The 15,235-nt window shown below is 61.1% G+C and carries 17 protein-coding genes; 5 read left to right on the top strand and 12 right to left on the bottom strand.

What is annotated here, in order from left to right; all coding sequences use genetic code 11:
• Positions 1-4: 4 nt before the first annotated feature.
• The 4 genes from SINAR_RS0131370 to SINAR_RS0131355 are packed head-to-tail and all read right to left on the bottom strand — an operon-like array spanning position 5 to position 4,089.
• A complete protein-coding gene (locus tag SINAR_RS0131370) occupies positions 5-1,063 on the bottom strand; it encodes an aromatic/alkene monooxygenase hydroxylase subunit beta (protein ID WP_028002705.1) in 1,059 nt (352 codons plus the stop codon).
• A 51-nt stretch (positions 1,064-1,114) separates the two neighbouring features.
• Positions 1,115-2,176, bottom strand: coding sequence for an NADH:ubiquinone reductase (Na(+)-transporting) subunit F (locus SINAR_RS0131365; protein ID WP_028002704.1), 1,062 nt, complete (start codon positions 2,174-2,176; stop codon positions 1,115-1,117).
• On the bottom strand, positions 2,173-2,367 hold the full coding sequence (locus SINAR_RS0131360) for a hypothetical protein (protein ID WP_150852069.1): 195 nt from the start codon (positions 2,365-2,367) through the stop codon (positions 2,173-2,175). Before SINAR_RS0131360 ends, SINAR_RS0131365 begins: the two co-directional genes overlap by 4 nt.
• A 51-nt stretch (positions 2,368-2,418) precedes the next feature.
• Positions 2,419-4,089 (bottom strand): aromatic/alkene/methane monooxygenase hydroxylase/oxygenase subunit alpha, encoded by a 1,671-nt coding sequence (locus tag SINAR_RS0131355; RefSeq protein ID WP_209439326.1) that lies wholly within the window; start codon positions 4,087-4,089, stop codon positions 2,419-2,421.
• Between the two features lie 511 nt (positions 4,090-4,600).
• Between SINAR_RS0131355 and SINAR_RS0131350 the strand changes: the two genes are divergently transcribed.
• The gene (locus SINAR_RS0131350) at positions 4,601-5,074 is read left to right on the top strand and encodes a hypothetical protein (protein ID WP_028002701.1); all 474 of its coding nucleotides are present in this window, start codon (positions 4,601-4,603) and stop codon (positions 5,072-5,074) included.
• Positions 5,075-5,082: 8 nt separating this feature from the next.
• Here SINAR_RS0131350 and SINAR_RS0131345 read toward each other — a convergent pair whose 3' ends face one another.
• On the bottom strand, positions 5,083-5,346 hold the full coding sequence (locus tag SINAR_RS0131345) for a hypothetical protein (protein ID WP_028002700.1): 264 nt from the start codon (positions 5,344-5,346) through the stop codon (positions 5,083-5,085).
• 56 nt (positions 5,347-5,402) lie between these two features.
• On the opposite strand from SINAR_RS0131345, the gene SINAR_RS0131340 reads away from it, so the two are divergent.
• Genes SINAR_RS0131340 through SINAR_RS1000000137465 form a run of 3 tightly spaced genes read left to right on the top strand, consistent with a single transcriptional unit; the run spans position 5,403 to position 7,038 of the window.
• Positions 5,403-5,717: a hypothetical protein gene (locus SINAR_RS0131340; protein WP_150852068.1), complete on the top strand. Its 315-nt coding sequence runs from the start codon at positions 5,403-5,405 to the stop codon at positions 5,715-5,717.
• Between the two features lie 12 nt (positions 5,718-5,729).
• Positions 5,730-6,854 carry a WD40 repeat domain-containing protein gene (locus SINAR_RS0131335; RefSeq protein WP_028002698.1) on the top strand — a complete coding sequence of 375 codons (1,125 nt, stop codon included), beginning with the start codon at positions 5,730-5,732 and terminating at the stop codon, positions 6,852-6,854.
• Positions 6,855-6,864: 10 nt separating this feature from the next.
• Positions 6,865-7,038: a hypothetical protein gene (locus SINAR_RS1000000137465; RefSeq protein ID WP_167333622.1), complete on the top strand. Its 174-nt coding sequence runs from the start codon at positions 6,865-6,867 to the stop codon at positions 7,036-7,038.
• A 67-nt stretch (positions 7,039-7,105) separates the two neighbouring features.
• Here SINAR_RS1000000137465 and SINAR_RS0131325 read toward each other — a convergent pair whose 3' ends face one another.
• Together SINAR_RS0131325 and SINAR_RS0131320 are read right to left on the bottom strand one after the other, a co-directional pair.
• Complete coding sequence (locus SINAR_RS0131325) at positions 7,106-7,366, bottom strand: ribbon-helix-helix domain-containing protein (RefSeq protein WP_028002697.1); 261 nt, start codon at positions 7,364-7,366, stop codon at positions 7,106-7,108.
• Between the two features lie 118 nt (positions 7,367-7,484).
• Positions 7,485-8,537 carry an NAD(P)-dependent alcohol dehydrogenase gene (locus SINAR_RS0131320; RefSeq protein ID WP_028002696.1) on the bottom strand — a complete coding sequence of 351 codons (1,053 nt, stop codon included), beginning with the start codon at positions 8,535-8,537 and terminating at the stop codon, positions 7,485-7,487.
• A 221-nt stretch (positions 8,538-8,758) separates the two neighbouring features.
• Between SINAR_RS0131320 and SINAR_RS01000000134380 the strand changes: the two genes are divergently transcribed.
• On the top strand, positions 8,759-10,621 hold the full coding sequence (locus SINAR_RS01000000134380) for a sigma-54-dependent Fis family transcriptional regulator (protein WP_050577633.1): 1,863 nt from the start codon (positions 8,759-8,761) through the stop codon (positions 10,619-10,621).
• Positions 10,622-10,784: 163 nt separating this feature from the next.
• On the opposite strand, the gene trbI is transcribed toward SINAR_RS01000000134380, so the two are convergent.
• Genes trbI through trbL form a run of 5 tightly spaced genes read right to left on the bottom strand, consistent with a single transcriptional unit; the run spans position 10,785 to position 15,233 of the window.
• Positions 10,785-12,083, bottom strand: coding sequence for an IncP-type conjugal transfer protein TrbI (gene trbI / locus SINAR_RS0131310; protein WP_028002695.1), 1,299 nt, complete (start codon positions 12,081-12,083; stop codon positions 10,785-10,787).
• A gap of 13 nt (positions 12,084-12,096) precedes the next feature.
• Positions 12,097-12,534, bottom strand: a complete 438-nt coding sequence (trbH, locus tag SINAR_RS0131305; RefSeq protein ID WP_028002694.1) for a conjugal transfer protein TrbH — start codon at positions 12,532-12,534, stop codon at positions 12,097-12,099.
• Positions 12,535-12,537: 3 nt separating this feature from the next.
• A complete protein-coding gene (gene trbG / locus SINAR_RS0131300; protein ID WP_028002693.1) occupies positions 12,538-13,350 on the bottom strand; it encodes a P-type conjugative transfer protein TrbG in 813 nt (270 codons plus the stop codon).
• A gap of 17 nt (positions 13,351-13,367) precedes the next feature.
• Entirely contained in the window at positions 13,368-14,030 is a 663-nt protein-coding gene (locus tag SINAR_RS0131295; protein WP_028002692.1) for a conjugal transfer protein TrbF, read from the bottom strand.
• 24 nt (positions 14,031-14,054) lie between these two features.
• On the bottom strand, positions 14,055-15,233 hold the full coding sequence (gene trbL / locus SINAR_RS0131290; protein WP_028002691.1) for a P-type conjugative transfer protein TrbL: 1,179 nt from the start codon (positions 15,231-15,233) through the stop codon (positions 14,055-14,057).
• Positions 15,234-15,235 lie beyond the last annotated feature (2 nt).

Below are 15,235 nucleotides of genomic sequence, written 5' to 3'. Positions count from 1 at the left end.
GATGTCAGCTGTTGAGACCGAGTTCGCCGAGGATTTGCCCGATCCGCTCCTGGGATTGTGCCCGGATGTCGTCAAACGAGATCGGCTTGGAATGCGGCATCGACCAGATCGGCTGCAGGCCGAGAGCGGCCTTGTCGGCCAGCGCCCGATGCTTGGAGAGCCAGCTCAGGAAGAGCTGCCGGTTATGGGCGCCGTGCACCTCGTCATGGGCGAGCAGGTAGATGAGGTCGATGGTATTCGCGAGGTTGCGGTCGTAGTCGGCCTCAGCCGCGGAGATCACCGGCGGGGTGATGAAGTCGTGGTTGGCTGCCGCCGACTGCATCAGGAAGCCGGAGCGGAACAGTTCGCCGACCAGCGGCTCGAAAACGATGTTGATCGCGAAGTACTGCTCGAGATAGTCCGCCGAGCCCATGATCGTCTCGACCGCCTCGCGCGTGCCCTGCCAGATCCCGTCCTCGAGCCAGGCCTTTTTGCCGAGCGCGTCGTCCCATCCCGGGATGTCCATTCCGATTTCGGCGAGATAAAGCGTGATGTCCTGGGCAAGCCGCAGCTTGTAGGAAGAGTTGGTCAACGTGGCATTGTTGATCATCTGGGTGTAACCATAGCGTTGCGCCTGCATCAGCGAGGTGCCGAGGCCGAATTCCGCGTGCTTCCAGGCGCCCAGATGCGACTGCAGGATCTTCACCCAAACCTTGTCATAGGTCTTCGGCGCACCGGACTTCCGGCCGTTGGCGATGACGCTCTGCACCATCGTCTCGATCTTCGACTGCCGCTGATAATGGGTGCGTTCCCATTCCTGGTCGGGGGCACGGAAGGCGTGCCAATTCGAGCTGAGCGCGGCCGTGTTGTCCTTCACGTAGGCGCCCTTGCCGTTCGAGAAATTGATGATCCAGTTCTGGATCAGGTACCGCTCGGGATCAGGCTGGACGTCGACTGTGACGTCCTCATAGTGGGTGGCGCGCTGGCCGCGTGGATCGTAGTAACGGTACTTGCGGCTGTCGGAATCCGCGAATACGGCGGCGCCGGCCGCTCCTGAACCGACTGAACTCGAAATCGCTGGCATAATTTCTCACTCCCTTGTTGCAGTTGCTGAATGTCCCGCCACGGGCACTCCTCAATGGCCTGGTGTGGCGCTGGACGACGTGGTGAACTTGTCGAAGAAGATCCGCTCCGCTTCGAACCCGTTCATGAACAGGACAGGTTGCAGCGCGTCGATCATCGGCGGCGGACCGCAGGCATAGACATCGCCCTGCCCGTCCACCCCCAGTTCCTTCAGCGTGGCATCGACGCTTTCATGCACGAAGCCCCGCGATCCCTCCCAGGAGGCGTCGCCGTTGGCATGCGACAGCACGGGGATGAAATTCACGCTGGGGTGGCGCGCCGTCAGATCGGCGATCCGATCGAGATGAAAGAGATCCTCGCGCGTCCGGGCGCCGTAGAAGAAATAGACCGGCCGTTCCTCGCCGCTCTTCAGGTGGTCGTTCAGGATCGACCAGATCGGCGACATCCCGGAACCGGCGCCAACGAGCACGAGTGGTCCATCCCGCCCCTCACGCCGGAAGCAAGTGCCGTAGGGTCCGACTATGGTGACTTCGGCTCCGACCCGGATTCCTCCGGAATCGAGCTCTCCCGAGAATTTTCCTTCGGGGTATTTCTTGATGATGAAGGAGAGCTTTTCGGCTTCGTCCGGCGTATTTGCCATGGAGAACGAGCGCGTAATCGTCTCCCCTTTTTCCGTTGTGACTGTGATGTCGACATATTGACCGGCCCAGAACTTGATCGACGAGTCGAGTTCGATCTCAATCCCGCGGATGTCGTGTGTCAGCCGCTCGATATGGACGATCCGTCCGTAATAGGTCTTCACCGCGATCGACTTTGAGAGGACCTCCTCATCATAGTTGAGCAGTTCCACTGCCATGTCGGAGTAGGCGAGCGTCCGGCACAGGAGTATGTGGCCGGTGTCCTTCTCCATGTCGTTAAGTGCGAAAGTCGAATATCTGAGCATGTCGACCTCGCCGTCCAGCAGCACGCATTTGCAGGCCGAACACTGTCCTTCCTTGCAGCCGTGCGGCAGCGCGATGCCCTGGCGAAATGCCGCATTCAGAACCGTCTCGCCGCTCTCGACCTCGAATTCGACGCCGACCGGCTCCAGACGCACTGTGTGAGCGTCACTCATGTTATTAGCCTCCCGATTGCGAATACCTTCACTCGTATTTCCTGCTTCTGGCCGAGCGCGCCCCGGTAGCCGGCCGTGGCATTCTTCCAGTCGTCGGCCGGCGCGTTTGCCCCGGTGACGATGAAGACGGTCGCGGCAATGGCTGCCCAGAGCGCAACGGCGATGGGCAAGATGTAGCGAGCGCGTGACATTTGAGGCCACCAGCCTTTGTGCGGGCCGGCCGAAGCCGGCCCGCCTGCCAATCAATTGAAGGGCCGCACCTGGAAGCCGGCACGGTATTCGGCGAGATGCTTCTCGCGGGCGTCCGGGGTCATTTCGCGCAGCAGGGTCAAAGGCGACTGCAGCGTGTGGCCACGAACGTCGTCGAGGGTCCACATCTCCTTGTCGTCGAACCGCAGATGCGGTTGCGGAACGAGCGTCTTGCCGTCGGAGCGGACGAAATTGAGATCCTTGATCGCATCGGCGAGATCCCAACCGTGATAGAGGGTCTCCCACTCGCGCTTGCCGCTGAAGCGGCCCATGGCCGGGGTCGGACGCCCCTGGTACTCGTCGGAGAAGGCCTCCACCGCCGTCCAGCGATCGATCTCGTGTGCGAAGGTGTGGAGTTGCCCGTCGATCACGTCGGTGACGATGTCCTCGCGCACGACGCATGGCACCAGGCTCGACCAGCAGCGATGCGGATAGACGTAGCCGACATCCTCGTTGAAGGTGATGACCTTCTCGCCGCGATGGCTGAGCTTGTCGTACCACTTCCAGAAGTCGCCGAACTGGGCATACCAGCCCGGGTACTTATGCTCGAACCACTCGAAGTCCTGCTCGCGCTGGGCTTCGATGCGCCAGAAATTGACCGGCCAGCCGACTGCGAAGAACTGCGCGATCTTGTGGACGTAGAACTTCTCGGTGATGCGTTTCCACGCAGTCTGGACGTCGTCGTGGTGGATCTTGATGCCGTATTTCTCGAGCGGCAGCATGTAGGTGCGGTAGTAGTCCTCGAAGATCCAGCGATGCCACATCTCCGCATAGGATTCCTTCGACTTGTCGCGGTTGGTGGTACCGTATTCGATGAAGGTGCCGATGGCGGCGTCGACGATCGCGTGGTTCTGCCAGAAGGCGTAGCGCATGTCGCGCTCGAGGAGCAGATGGTTGTCCGGTTCCTTCAGTGCCGCCATCAGCAGCGAGTGACCGTTGCCGATGTGCCGGCTCTCGTCGGATTGCACGGAGAGGAACACGGTCGGCAAGGCGTAGTCACCGTTGCGGGCCGCTTCCGACGGCATCGCGACGAAGAGCGTGTTGGTGAATGCGGTCTCGGCGACGACGGTGAGATACATACAGGCGGCCGTCATCGTGTCGCCGGTGATGAAGCCCTCGCCGAACTGCCGGCCGATCGTCGTCGCGTAGCACTTGCCGAAGGCTTCCTCGGTGATGTCGAAGCCTGCGGGATCAATATAGTTCTCCATGTACCACTTCTTCAGATTCATCTGGATGGTGGAATGGCGAAACTCGTCGACCATCTGCATGGTGAAGCCGGTTCTGAGATCCTCACCGGGGGCAAGACGGGCCACCATCGCCATGGAGCGCGCGGCGGAAATTTCCGGGAAGGGAATGATCGCCAGGAAGAGCTTCATCCACTCCACCCAGCGCGGCTCGACATTGCGGAACATGTCGCCACGCAACGCTGCGTCGAGCGCGCCATAGACGCGGTTATCCTTTTCCTCCTGCATCGGGAAATAGGATCTGAGCACCTGCTTCATCGGATCGCGAGGCGCCTTGGTGATCTTGTAATCCGTCGGGAAGGTCATCGCTTCCTGGACATAGGTCGGATTCCAGCCGAGATCGGATATCTTCTTCGTCGCCTCACCGACGGATATTCCGCGCTGCGAGGTTATCTTGTTGAGCGTCAACGACGTCATGATGCAAAGCCTCCACGATTTGCGCCGCAGACCCCTTGGCCTGGGCGGAAGCGGCACATCGCCGCGGTTTGAGTTCAAGCGGACACAGCGGCACGCCTCCTCAGCGCAACCGTTCCGCCGTAGTGGTTCGCGGCAAAGGTGCTCGTGGGTGGGATGTCGCCAAAGCGCGGGCGCTGGCCACGCGACGGCTGGCGTCTGAACTCCCTTTCCCCACTCCTTCGTTCTTGTGGCACCGCGTCGGGGCGGTGGGCTTCTTATACGAAAGGATGAAGCAAGGGTCGTGCCAAGTCGAAAAATCCGCGTGACAACATAGAACCTAGGAGATCTTCGGCAGAAGTTCCCGATGATGTGTAAATAACCGCGTTACAAATGTAATTTACATATGTAAAGCGTTACACAACCCCTGATACTTTGGACAGAATACTTTGTAACTCACAATGAATCAAAGTTGAAAACTTAAATTTCTCTCCCATAATTCTTTGCGGATTGAAATTGCCGAATGGGAGGATCTGTGATGTCGAAAGAGGGCAAAGACCGGCAGGGCTTTGGGCCGGTGACCGGCTACAATAGCAACGTAACCGGTGACCTGGTGCGGCTGATGCCTCGCGACCTGGTCTTCCAGATACGCTTCCTCGGCGAGAGCCAATATCTGCTGCAGCGCTATTTCCAGGCGTTCATGGAATCGGAGATGGCCGCCCGCGGCCTGACGCCGGAAACACACCCGATGATCGGGTCATTCATCGAAACCCATGCCACGCTTCTGCGGGACTTTGTCTTCGCGGGTGTGTCTCTGTCCCACCAGTTCCGCCTGGAGGAAATCGAGCGATTGCTCGGTGACAAGGCGAACCTCCTGCGCGTGGATCTTTGGGATCAGCTCAGGAGCCATATCGAGATCGCGGAAAGGCAGTTCCAAAGCCAGCTTTCCGACCTGCCGGAAAAGCTTTCTACCTGGGAAAAGCCTGGGACAGCGCCGGGCGCAAAGTCATGACCGAGACCTCAGTGTCTATTGCCGAAGGGCTGCCAAGCCCCGAGAACGCCAGCGGGATGCTCGCGAAGCGCCTTGTGCACATCGGCCATCAGGACCGCCGCCACCTCGCCGCCGAGCGCATTGAGCGCATCCTGCGCCGCCGCCGTCGCATCGGCATCTCCGACGTCCGCCGCTCGCGCCATCACCTGAAAACAGGCATGGTCCGGACCCAGGCGCCTCGCAACGGCATCTCTCAATGCCGCGAAGAATGTCTTTCCTGCCGTTTCGAACATCTGGTCCACCTTTTGCCTCAACTGTCGGGGCACGGCACTAACGATAGGAGGTTCGGGTGAGCAAGCAAGAGCCATCATCTTCCAATTTGCTGCATCGGCGCCTGGCGCTCGTGGCCGAGCTTGCGGGTCTCAACGCCGAACAGCTGAAGCTGACACAGGCGCTGGCAGGGACCGAAATGGAGCTGCTGCGCCTCGAGCTCGAAGCCGACGCCAAGGGCGCGGAGCCACAACTGGTGCAGAACTTGCATGACGAGCAAGAGAGGGCGTCGGCGATGAGAGCGCGACTGAGGACCTGCGAAGAGCACATCGCCAACGCCGAGGAGGCCACGGCAGAAATCGACCGCCTGCTGGAGCAGACCGCAGGCGGCTGAGGGAGGAGCGAAATGAACCAGGAGAGTGCCCGCAATCTCACAATGTTCGATCTGTTCGCGCGAAGCTGGCAACGACGAGCAACCGTTATGGACTTGCGTTTCAACGCCGCCGGCACGGCGGTCGCCTTCGCCGGCGCTGACGGCAGTTTGGCGATCGCCCCGCTTGCCGACGCGGAAGCGCCCGAGAAGCGCATTCGCGTCAGCGCCGATTTCGGCCGGGCGACGATCCGGCCCCGCAAGGCGCCACCGCCGCCGTTGATCGAGACGGCGACCCTTGACGATCGCACACTTCCTCTTGCCGCGGGGCCGGCGGATCGTTTCATCGTCGCGAGCGGCGCGGGCGAACTCCTGTTTGTTGACGCCAGCGGCGAGATCGAAAGCGCCGGAATACGGGTGGGCGGCCCCGTCATGGCGCTTGACCACCGGGCGGCAAACGGAATTACCGCCATGAGCGACGGCGTGGACCTTTTTCTTTCGCACCACCGCAGCCCACCCGTTCGGCTGGAACCGGAGAATTGCGGGATCGCCGCGATTGCGCTGTCGCCGGACGGACTTCACGTTGCGGCCGGCACGGCAAACGGGCTGCTCCTTTGGGAAACCTCGGAGGCGACGGATCCGCAGAGCATCCACCTTCCCGCTCGACCGATCGCGATAAGATGGAGCGGCGACGGCCGCTGGCTGGCCTGTCCTCTCGGGCGGCAGGGCATTGGACTCGTCGAAGTCGCCACGAAACGGACGGCGGTCCTGCATGATTTTCCCGTGCCCGTGGAGTCGAGCTGCTGGAGCGGGCCGTCCAATGCGTTGATCGCCTCAGGAGCATTCCGCATCGCGGCCTGGACGATGGAAGCGCCCCCGCTGGCCGACAGCAGGTCGGGCGCGCTGATTGCCGGCCGATCGGGGCTCGTCGCCGTCGACCGCGTGGCCGCCCATCCCACGAGAAATCTGGTCGCCGCCAGCTATGCCAGTGGCCAGATCGTCGTCGCCCGCATTGGCGGCGCGGACGAATTGGTGGTTCGCCACGCCGGAGAAGCGGTCACCGCGCTCGAGTGGTCGGCCAACGGAAGCCATCTCGCCATCGGTACGGCGGACGGGACTGCGGCAATTGTCACCTTCCCGCCGCAAATCTTCAAATCATGAGGAGGAAACCATGCAGACCGAACTGACCCCTGAGGACAAGAGCAAGGACGAGTTTTTTGCACGCCTCGCCAGCCTTTCGGAAGAAATGATCGCAAAGCACGGCAAGGAGTTCAGCATGGGCGCGCTGGTGCTGGCGGCACGCTGGATCGCGGAGGGCCGGACAGCCGCGAACAAGACATCCTAAGCAAGGCTGGCCTTCGTCTGACGTCGAGCGCGCCGGCGCGAAGCCAACCGGCGCCGCTTGCCGCACTTCACCGTCCGCTCTCATGCAGAAGACAGAGGGTTCTAAGCACTGAGGCAAAATTCGGCAGGTCCTCGTACATGTGGGCGGCTTCCTCGTGCAGGACAGAAATGAGCTTCGGCGTTGTCACGCCCTCGGCGACCGCCATCGCATCGAGCACCTGCCAGAAGGCGGCCTCCAGACAGATGCTCGTCGAATGACCCGCAATCCTCAGCGGCCGGCTGATTTTCCGGAAAGGCTGCGGGCCCCTCGCAGTAAGGGTTTTGCACATGCTATTTCCTTCGGGATTCAACAGCGGCCGACCGACCTTTGGTCCAAAAAGCGACCGCCGCCCGGACGTCAAAGGTGCAGGCGGAAGGCCGAGCGCTCTTCCGCCTGCACAGTGCGGCTCAAGGGATGAGAACGGCCCGCCCATGGATGCGACCGTTGTTCAGATCCTGGAGCGCCCGATTTGCGTCGGCGAGACGGTATTCGACCGTTGTCAATTCGACGAGGCCCCGATCGGCGAGCGCCATCAACTCAACCAGTTCGGCCCACGTGCCGACCAGGTTGCCAATGATGTTCTTCTCGGTGATGACCATGTCGACGGTCGGGACGCGAATGTCCTCGCCGTAGCCCACGACGTAGTAGCTGCCCATCGGCCGCGTCATGGCGAGCCCTTTGGTCGTCGTGCCTCTCTCGCCGACAAAATCGATGACGGCTTCGGCACCCTGCCCACCGGTCATTGCGAGCACGGCCTCGACCTCGTTCCCATCAGCCTTGACGAGTTTGTCGGCCCCGATCTTGCCGGCGAGCGCCAGGGAGTCATCCGATTTGTCGACGACGATGACATCGGCGGCACACATTGCCTTCAGGCACTGGATGCCGATATGGCCGAGGCCACCGGCGCCGATCACGACGCAGCTTTCTCCCGGCAGAAGATGGCGCGTTGCCTTCTTCACCGCGCGATAGGCGGTCAGCCCGGCGTCGGAATACGGCGCGACATCCTTCGGCGCCAGCGTCCGCGGAAGCGGCACGATGTTGCGCTCCGAGGTGCAGAGATATTCGGCGTAGCCGCCATTGCAATCGAGACCCGGAAATTTTCCCGGGCCGTGCATGTCAAATCCGCGTCGGCAGGCAAGGCAGGTTCCTCCGGAAATCTTCGGATGGACGATGACCGGATCACCGACCTTGATGCCCTCGACTTCCTTGCCGACCTCTTCGACCCATCCGGCATTCTCATGTCCCATGATGAGCGGAAGGAGCTGGTCGCCGCCCGGGTCCATGTGCGGTCGCCAGACGCCCTCGATTATGTGCAGGTCCGTGCGGCAGACGCCTGCGCCACCTATGCGCACGATGACGTCCGTCGATTTGTTGATTTTGGGATCGGCGACCTCCTCGAGCGAGACCCACTGGTCCGTTTTCAGGTCGTCGTCGTATCGGTTGAGCACTTGAGCCTTCATCACTGTCTCCTCCTTGCCGGGCAAAGCCCTCCGGCTGCAAGGGGGAATGAGCAAGCGTCGTGCCATTCGCCTTTGACGCGGGGATTCAAGGATTTGCGTGGCCTTCGCATCGCGCAACGCGTCCACCCACTGAACAGCGCCCGCGTCGCCTGTTCAGTTTCTGGTTAAGAGCGCAGGGCACTCGCCGGCAGCCTTAGCGCGGTTACGAGAGGAGGAAAGCCATGCAGCATGTTTCCGGACTCGAGCGGGCACGCGCCGCTCTCGAACAGGGTGGCCGGATCCCAGCCGCCGCAGTGACACCGCTCGTTGCCGAAAGCTGGCAACGGTGTCGAGACCTCGGCCTCGATCCCTCGGGTATTCCACGCGACGTCGTCATTCCCTTCGGCGACGTGCGCCACAGACGGGATGCGAATGCGGTGCTGAGATCCTTGGCGCTTGCAGAAATGCAGCTCCTCCACACGCAGATCGCAGGTTCGAATTTCATGATCGCGCTTGCGGACGCCGACGGTGTCGTGCTCGACACGATCAGTGACGCGCATTTTGCCGAGAGCTCTGTCGGACGTTCCATCATTCCCGGCAGCATGTGGGGGGAAAGCGAGCGCGGGACCAACGCGCTCGGCCTCGTCGCGCGGGAACGTCAGCCGGTCGCCGTCTATGGACGCGAGCACTACTTCAACTGCCATGGGCACCTGAGCTGCATGGCCGCCCCGATCCTGGATACCAACGGCGAGGTCCTTGGCCTGCTGGATGCCTCCTGCTCGAACGAAGCACGTCAGCAGCATACGCACGCGCTCGTGCGTATGGCGGCCGCGCAGATCGAGAATGGGCTCATCTTTCGCGAGAAACCCGGCAATTTCATCTTCGCCTTCCATCCGCGCGCGGAATATCTCGATACCCTGTCCGCAGGCCTTCTCGCCGTCTCGGGCGACGGCACCGTAGTGTTGGTGAACCGACCGGGCATGGCGCTTCTTGCCGGGCTGCCGGCAGCGCACGGCGTGCATTTCGACCGTCTGTTCGAGGCCGGCTTCGGCGCGGCTATGGATGGGCTGCTGGGCGGCGGGATCATCCGCGTTCGCGACCGGGCCGGCAGCGGCGTGTTCATGGTCTGCCGCCAAATCGGTGAGGGCATGGCGATGCGCTCCAAGACACGGGCGGCCCCTTCCCTTCCGACCCTCATCAGCCACCCCGAAGAGCCGGACTTTGTTTGCGAGGATCGGTTGCTCAAGCGCGCCATGGCCGAATTGACCGAAGCGGCAGCGCTTCGCATGCCGGTCCATATTTTCGGGGAGACCGGGACTGGCAAGGAGTTGATGGCCCGCCATCTGCATAAGGTGAGCCGGCGAAAGGGTGAATTCGTCGCCCTCAATTGCGGCGCCGTGCCGGAGCCCCTGTTTATCGCGGAGATTTTCGGTCACGAGCGCGGCGCCTACACGAATGCTCGTGACGACGGTGCGCCGGGGCTCGCGCGCGCCGCCGATGGCGGCACCCTGTTTCTTGATGAGGTTGCAGACATTCCGCTTGCCTCCCAGACAGCACTACTGCGCTTTCTCGACTCGATGGAAGTGCGCGCCGTGGGCGGACAAAAGGTCCACAAGGTCGACGTTCAGATCGTTTCGGCCACAAATCGGAACCTGCATGACATGGTGAAGGACCGGGCGTTCCGTGCCGATCTGCTCTACCGGCTCAACGCCATCACGATAAAGCTGCCCGTCCTAAGCGAACGATCCGATTTCCCGCTCGTCGTGCAGCACTTGATGAAGAGGCTTGCGCCTCAGACGGCAATCACGGACGCGGCTATTGCTCGCCTCGCGCGGCGCGCCTGGCCCGGTAACATCCGCGAACTGAACGCGGCTCTCCAGCGGGCGCTCATTCGACGGCAGACGGACTATCTCGATGAGGATTCATTCGATGAATCGGATGAGGATGCTGTAATCGATTGCTGCATGAGCTGTCTGGACAATACCCTCAGCAGGCGGCGATGCTCCGAAATCCGCACCACTTATCGGCAGACCGGAAACAATGCGTCTGAAACTGCACGTTTGCTCAGGCTCTCTCGAACGACGGTCCACAAGCATATCCGATGACGGTATGTTTCCGAATGGCGCTTCGCGCGCGATCTGTCGAGGGAAGCCGCAACTCAAGCGGACCGGAGATCGTGCGCGATCGAGTCAAACACTGGTCCCCTGCAATGCTCACCCGCGTCAACCAGCGGCAGATGGGAGGACCCAGATCTCTGGCAGTGCGCCGCTAATTTGCACGATAGCCGGACGGAAATATGATGTCCTGGTCGACGAGGACATTGAACTTGTAGCCCGGCCGAATACGGATGGTCGGCTGCACATTCAGATTTTTCGAGATTGTCTGTTCTACCACTTGGCCGAAACCATCCGCGAAATTCCGCCTCGCGGCGTCTGACGCTGTCTCCTGCGTGCTACGCGTCGAACTCTGAGGCATCGACATGTCGATCCCTGTCCCGATCAGCGCGGTCAACGCGGCCGATCCGAAAGTCCGCCAGAGATGCCGGTCGACCTTGTCAGCAAAGCCGCCATAGCCTTCGGCGTCCGTACCCGCCATGCCGCCGATTTGCAGAGTCGATCCGTTTGGAAAAATGAGATCTGTCCAGACGACCAGCACCCGATCCTGTCCGAATGAAATCTTCGAGTCATATCGGCCGAACAGCTTGGCGCCTTGCGGGATGAGGACCCGATAGCCGGTCGCGCTGTCGTAGACGTTCTGGCTGACCTGCGCAGAAATGCGCCCGGGCAGGTCGGAGTTGAGGCCGGTGATCAACGTGGCTGGAATGACCGAGCCGCGCTTTAGCTCATAGGGCGACATTTGAGGCACGATCTTGTTCGGAAGATAACCGAGATCCTTGATATCCTGATTGAAGAAATCCTCCTTGGACATCTGGCCGTTTTGATCGACATTCTGCCCCATGAGCCCGGAATTCATCGCAGCGGCATAGAGGTCCGAGGCGCTGTTTGCTGTCGCCGGTGTATTCTGCTGACTGGCGTCCGCAGCATTTGCCGCCTTCTCGACGTCGGAGATATCGACCTTCAAGGGCGATTCGAGTGCCGTGGCGCGCGCCAGTAGGCGCGCCATCCGCTGGCGCTGAGCCTCGCGAATATACTGCTCGTGCTGCTCGCGCTTCAGTCGGGCCTTCCATTCCTCTTCGGACTCCAACCCGGGGCGTCGTTCTTCGCGCGCCGCCGGCCGGCGATCGACAACCGGCTCCTGTTTCCCGACCTTCTGCTCGGTGACAGGCGTCGGCTGGAAGGTCTCGCGTTCGACCGGCTCGCCGATAATGCCGTCCGTTACACCGCGTTTGAGTTGGTCGCCGAAACTGGTCGCGGGCGGGTCCGACGCGCTTTCGATATCATTGCTTCGATTGAAGACGAGACCCCGCCATGAGAGGCCGATCACGATGATACCGACGAAGAAAACGATGACGATGATGGCGACAATGATCGGCACGCGATTGAGGCGACGCATGCCCTTCTGATCGTCTGCCTGGCTTGACGCGCCGAGTTGCAGCGACTGCACCATGTGTCTCCTCCCGTCAGCTCCGTTGCATGATCGAAAGCGGGCTTGCTGGTATGGCGCCATCGGACGTCGCCGTATAGGCCCTGCCAAGAGCAATTGACGGCGTCGAAAGTCTTGCGAGCACCTGACCCTCGACGCCATCGATCGAGTAGGCGAGTTCGATCGGCTTGACGTCTCGTCCGACTTTCCCGTCGGTAATGACCGTGTAGCCCCAGCCCTTCAGGGCCGCCTCGAGCGCCATCGCGAACTCTGACGTGTCCTTGCTCATCTTGATGGTTGTCGTGCCGGCGGGGCCGATTTGCTCGGCAAGCCGGCTTGCCATGTCACCGGCGATGGCGCTCGCAGCGGGCCCGGTCGCCGGCATAGGGGTAGCCTTGGCGGTCAAGCCCACGTCGTCGCTTTGGCAACCGGAAAGAAGAACAGTAACGAGAAGTAAAAGGAAAAGTATCCGCATCGTTCAACCTCCCCGCCGGATGGTAATCTTCTGCTGGCGCCAGCCAACACCGGAAACGAGGATCGCCTTGTCGACGGCATAGTCGACGATCATCATGTCGTTCTTCATGCGATAGTTGACGATGCGATCCTGCCCGCCGGAGACGACGAACAGCACGGGGGCATCCTGGCCAGAAATGGACCTCGGAAACTGAATGTAGGTTTTCACCCCGTCCGAATAGACCCGCTTCGGTCTCCACGGCGCGTTTCCACTCACGGAGTAGGAGAAGTTGAGCTTATCCGGCGCGGTTCCGGGAATACCTCCTGTTTCGAGGCGCGCATTGATGTCGGCGAGCTTTGTTGAAACATCCTCGGGATATTCGAACCCTACGCGTGCCATGTATTGGCTCGGGTGGGATTTGAGCTGAATGTGGTATGTGCGACGCGATGTCGTAACCACCATGGAAGTGACGAGACCAGGTTCCGAGGGCTTGACAATCAGATGGACCGCTTGTCCACCGGTCGCGCCTGATGTCGCCGGTTCGACCTTCCAACGAACGGTGTCGCCAACCAGTACGTCGCGGACGATTTCTCCGCCCTGCAGCTCGATATCACAGACCTGCAGCGGAGAGCAGACGACGGACGGCTGCGTTTCCCCGTATAGGAAAATGACCTTTCCATCCGGCCCCGTGGTGACGAGGCCTGGCGTTCCACGCCATTTGCTTGACAGTTTGGTGCCCCGCACCTCGTTTGTGGTCATGCTTTGTGCGTGAGCGCCCGCCGCAAAGACGAGTCCGGCCATGCATCCGGCCGCTGCGATCAATCCATTTCTGTGCATTGCCGAATCCCCTGTCCTTAAAGTTGTGCCGTCCAGTCGAAATCCCGGACGTAGAGACCGATCGGATTGAGGCGGATGGTTGCCTCGTCCTGCGGCGCGGTCAGCGCGACCGTTACGATCCCACGAAACCGGCGTGTGCCAGTTTCCTTGCCCTTTCGATCCCGCTCGTACTCAGTCCAGTCGATCTGATAGGTCTGGTTCGAGAGCGCCACGATGTTGTTTACCTCGATGGCGACCGTTGCGGTCTTGGCCTTCTCGAAAGGCGAATTGCCCCGAAACCACGCGTTGATCTTCTCCGTCGATGGCTCGGACGTTCGAAGAAGAGCATATGTGCGGTCGATATATTGTTTCTGGACGACGGCATCGGGCGTGATCGAACGGAAGCTGGTTACGAAATTGCCGAGAGTCGCACGTACCACGCGCACATCCGCATATTCGATCTGTTCAGGGAAGCCGGCTGTCACCGACGTTCCGAGTTTGTCCACCTCGACGATGTAGGGCACGAGCTTCACCTGGGTACTGAGATACATGGCATATCCGAAGCCGATCACGGCCATGGTCAGGCCCAGAATGCCGACGAAACGCCATGCCGCGGCGGCTCGCACATAGGATCCGTAACGTTCCGTCCATTCCTGCCGCGCGGCGAGATAGGGGTTTTCGGGGACGCGATTCGCTGCCATCGATCCATCACTTTCTCATTGCTGTTAGTCTTTGCGTTCGGGGCGAGGCTTGTGCCCGCTGTAACCACCGCGACTTTCATCGAGCTTGGCGTTGGCAAGTCCTAGAATGGAACCTGCATAAGCGCCGGGCGAGCCGATCGCCTTCTCTTTTGCCGCGGAACCGGCAGCTTTGCCTGCCGATCCAAACCCGGCGCCGATTCCTCGAAGAGCTGCACCAGGAAACGATGAGCCAGCCGCTCTGGCGGCCTGACCTGCCGCAAAACCGGCTCCTGCCACGCCTGCCGCGAGGAACCCTGCGCCTGCGGAAAAGGATGCTGCTTGCCCGCCGTGACGGATCGTTTCCATGCCCCCGGTCACTGATGCACCTTGGACAACGCCCTGAATGATATTCGGCACGTAGATCGCAATGAGGAAGACGACCACGGCGATCCCGGCAATGGCAAGTGCGGTCTGGAACCGGTCGCCGACTTGGGGCTCATTCGCCAATCCGATGAGGACTTCCGATCCAATGCGGGAAATCATGACCAATGCCATGAGCTTCATGCCCACTGAGAAGGCGTAAACCAGATAGCGGACGGCGAAGTCTTTGGTGAACGACGACCCTCCAAGGCCAAGCATGATCATTCCGGCAAGCAGGCCGAGATACATCTCAACCATGACGGAGACGAAGATTGCCGCGACAAGAGAGAACGAGATGACCACGACCACCATCGCGAAAGCGGCCGAGATAGCGAGTGCATTATCCTCAAAAAGGCCGAACTGAATTTTTTCGGACATCTTGGTTGCAACAGCGAGCCCGGCGTTGAAGACGTCCGCCGGCGAGGCGGTGCCGCCTCCGGCGCCAATCTGGAAGAGACTGTCGACCACGGCCTTGGCGAAGGTCGGCCCCTGCGCCAGCACGAAAGCGAAGAAGCCGACGAACATGATGCGCCGGACGAGCTCGGCAAACCAGCTGTCGAGGGCCGCAGCCTGAAGGGCAAGCCAGACCGCTGCGATGCCGATCTCGATGGTAGCAAGAATCCAGAACAATGACTTCGCGGCGTCCATGACGGTGGTTTCCCACCCTTTCGCAGCAGTCGTGATCTGGTTTTGAAGGGACGTCAGTACCGAGCCCTCCTGGGCCAATGCGGGCTGCGCGGCCAAGGCGGCGAAACCGGCAAACAGTATGGCGACGGCAAGAGCTCGGAGTTGGTTCGCGTTCATAG

This window comes from Sinorhizobium arboris LMG 14919, assembly GCF_000427465.1.
Taxonomy (GTDB): Bacteria; Pseudomonadota; Alphaproteobacteria; order Rhizobiales; family Rhizobiaceae; genus Sinorhizobium; species Sinorhizobium arboris.
The sequence above is the reverse complement of the archived record's forward strand: the minus strand, read 5'-3'. Positions and strand labels throughout refer to the sequence as shown.

Bases quoted from the DNA above. Each gene is read 5' to 3' on its own strand.
- SINAR_RS0131320 (WP_028002696.1), bottom strand. From the start codon at position 8,537: ATGAAGGCTCAAGTGCTCAACCGATACGACGACGACCTGAAAACGGAC.
- SINAR_RS0131350 (WP_028002701.1), top strand. From the start codon at position 4,601: ATGTCGAAAGAGGGCAAAGACCGGCAGGGCTTTGGGCCGGTGACCGGC.
- trbH (WP_028002694.1), bottom strand. From the start codon at position 12,534: ATGCGGATACTTTTCCTTTTACTTCTCGTTACTGTTCTTCTTTCCGGT.
- SINAR_RS0131345 (WP_028002700.1), bottom strand. From the start codon at position 5,346: ATGTTCGAAACGGCAGGAAAGACATTCTTCGCGGCATTGAGAGATGCC.
- SINAR_RS0131360 (WP_150852069.1), bottom strand. From the start codon at position 2,367: ATGTCACGCGCTCGCTACATCTTGCCCATCGCCGTTGCGCTCTGGGCA.
- SINAR_RS0131295 (WP_028002692.1), bottom strand. From the start codon at position 14,030: ATGGCAGCGAATCGCGTCCCCGAAAACCCCTATCTCGCCGCGCGGCAG.
- SINAR_RS0131365 (WP_028002704.1), bottom strand. From the start codon at position 2,176: ATGAGTGACGCTCACACAGTGCGTCTGGAGCCGGTCGGCGTCGAATTC.
- SINAR_RS0131370 (WP_028002705.1), bottom strand. From the start codon at position 1,063: ATGCCAGCGATTTCGAGTTCAGTCGGTTCAGGAGCGGCCGGCGCCGCC.
- trbI (WP_028002695.1), bottom strand. From the start codon at position 12,083: ATGGTGCAGTCGCTGCAACTCGGCGCGTCAAGCCAGGCAGACGATCAG.
- trbL (WP_028002691.1), bottom strand. From the start codon at position 15,233: ATGAACGCGAACCAACTCCGAGCTCTTGCCGTCGCCATACTGTTTGCC.
- trbG (WP_028002693.1), bottom strand. From the start codon at position 13,350: ATGCACAGAAATGGATTGATCGCAGCGGCCGGATGCATGGCCGGACTC.
- SINAR_RS0131325 (WP_028002697.1), bottom strand. From the start codon at position 7,366: ATGTGCAAAACCCTTACTGCGAGGGGCCCGCAGCCTTTCCGGAAAATC.
- SINAR_RS01000000134380 (WP_050577633.1), top strand. From the start codon at position 8,759: ATGCAGCATGTTTCCGGACTCGAGCGGGCACGCGCCGCTCTCGAACAG.
- SINAR_RS0131335 (WP_028002698.1), top strand. From the start codon at position 5,730: ATGAACCAGGAGAGTGCCCGCAATCTCACAATGTTCGATCTGTTCGCG.
- SINAR_RS1000000137465 (WP_167333622.1), top strand. From the start codon at position 6,865: ATGCAGACCGAACTGACCCCTGAGGACAAGAGCAAGGACGAGTTTTTT.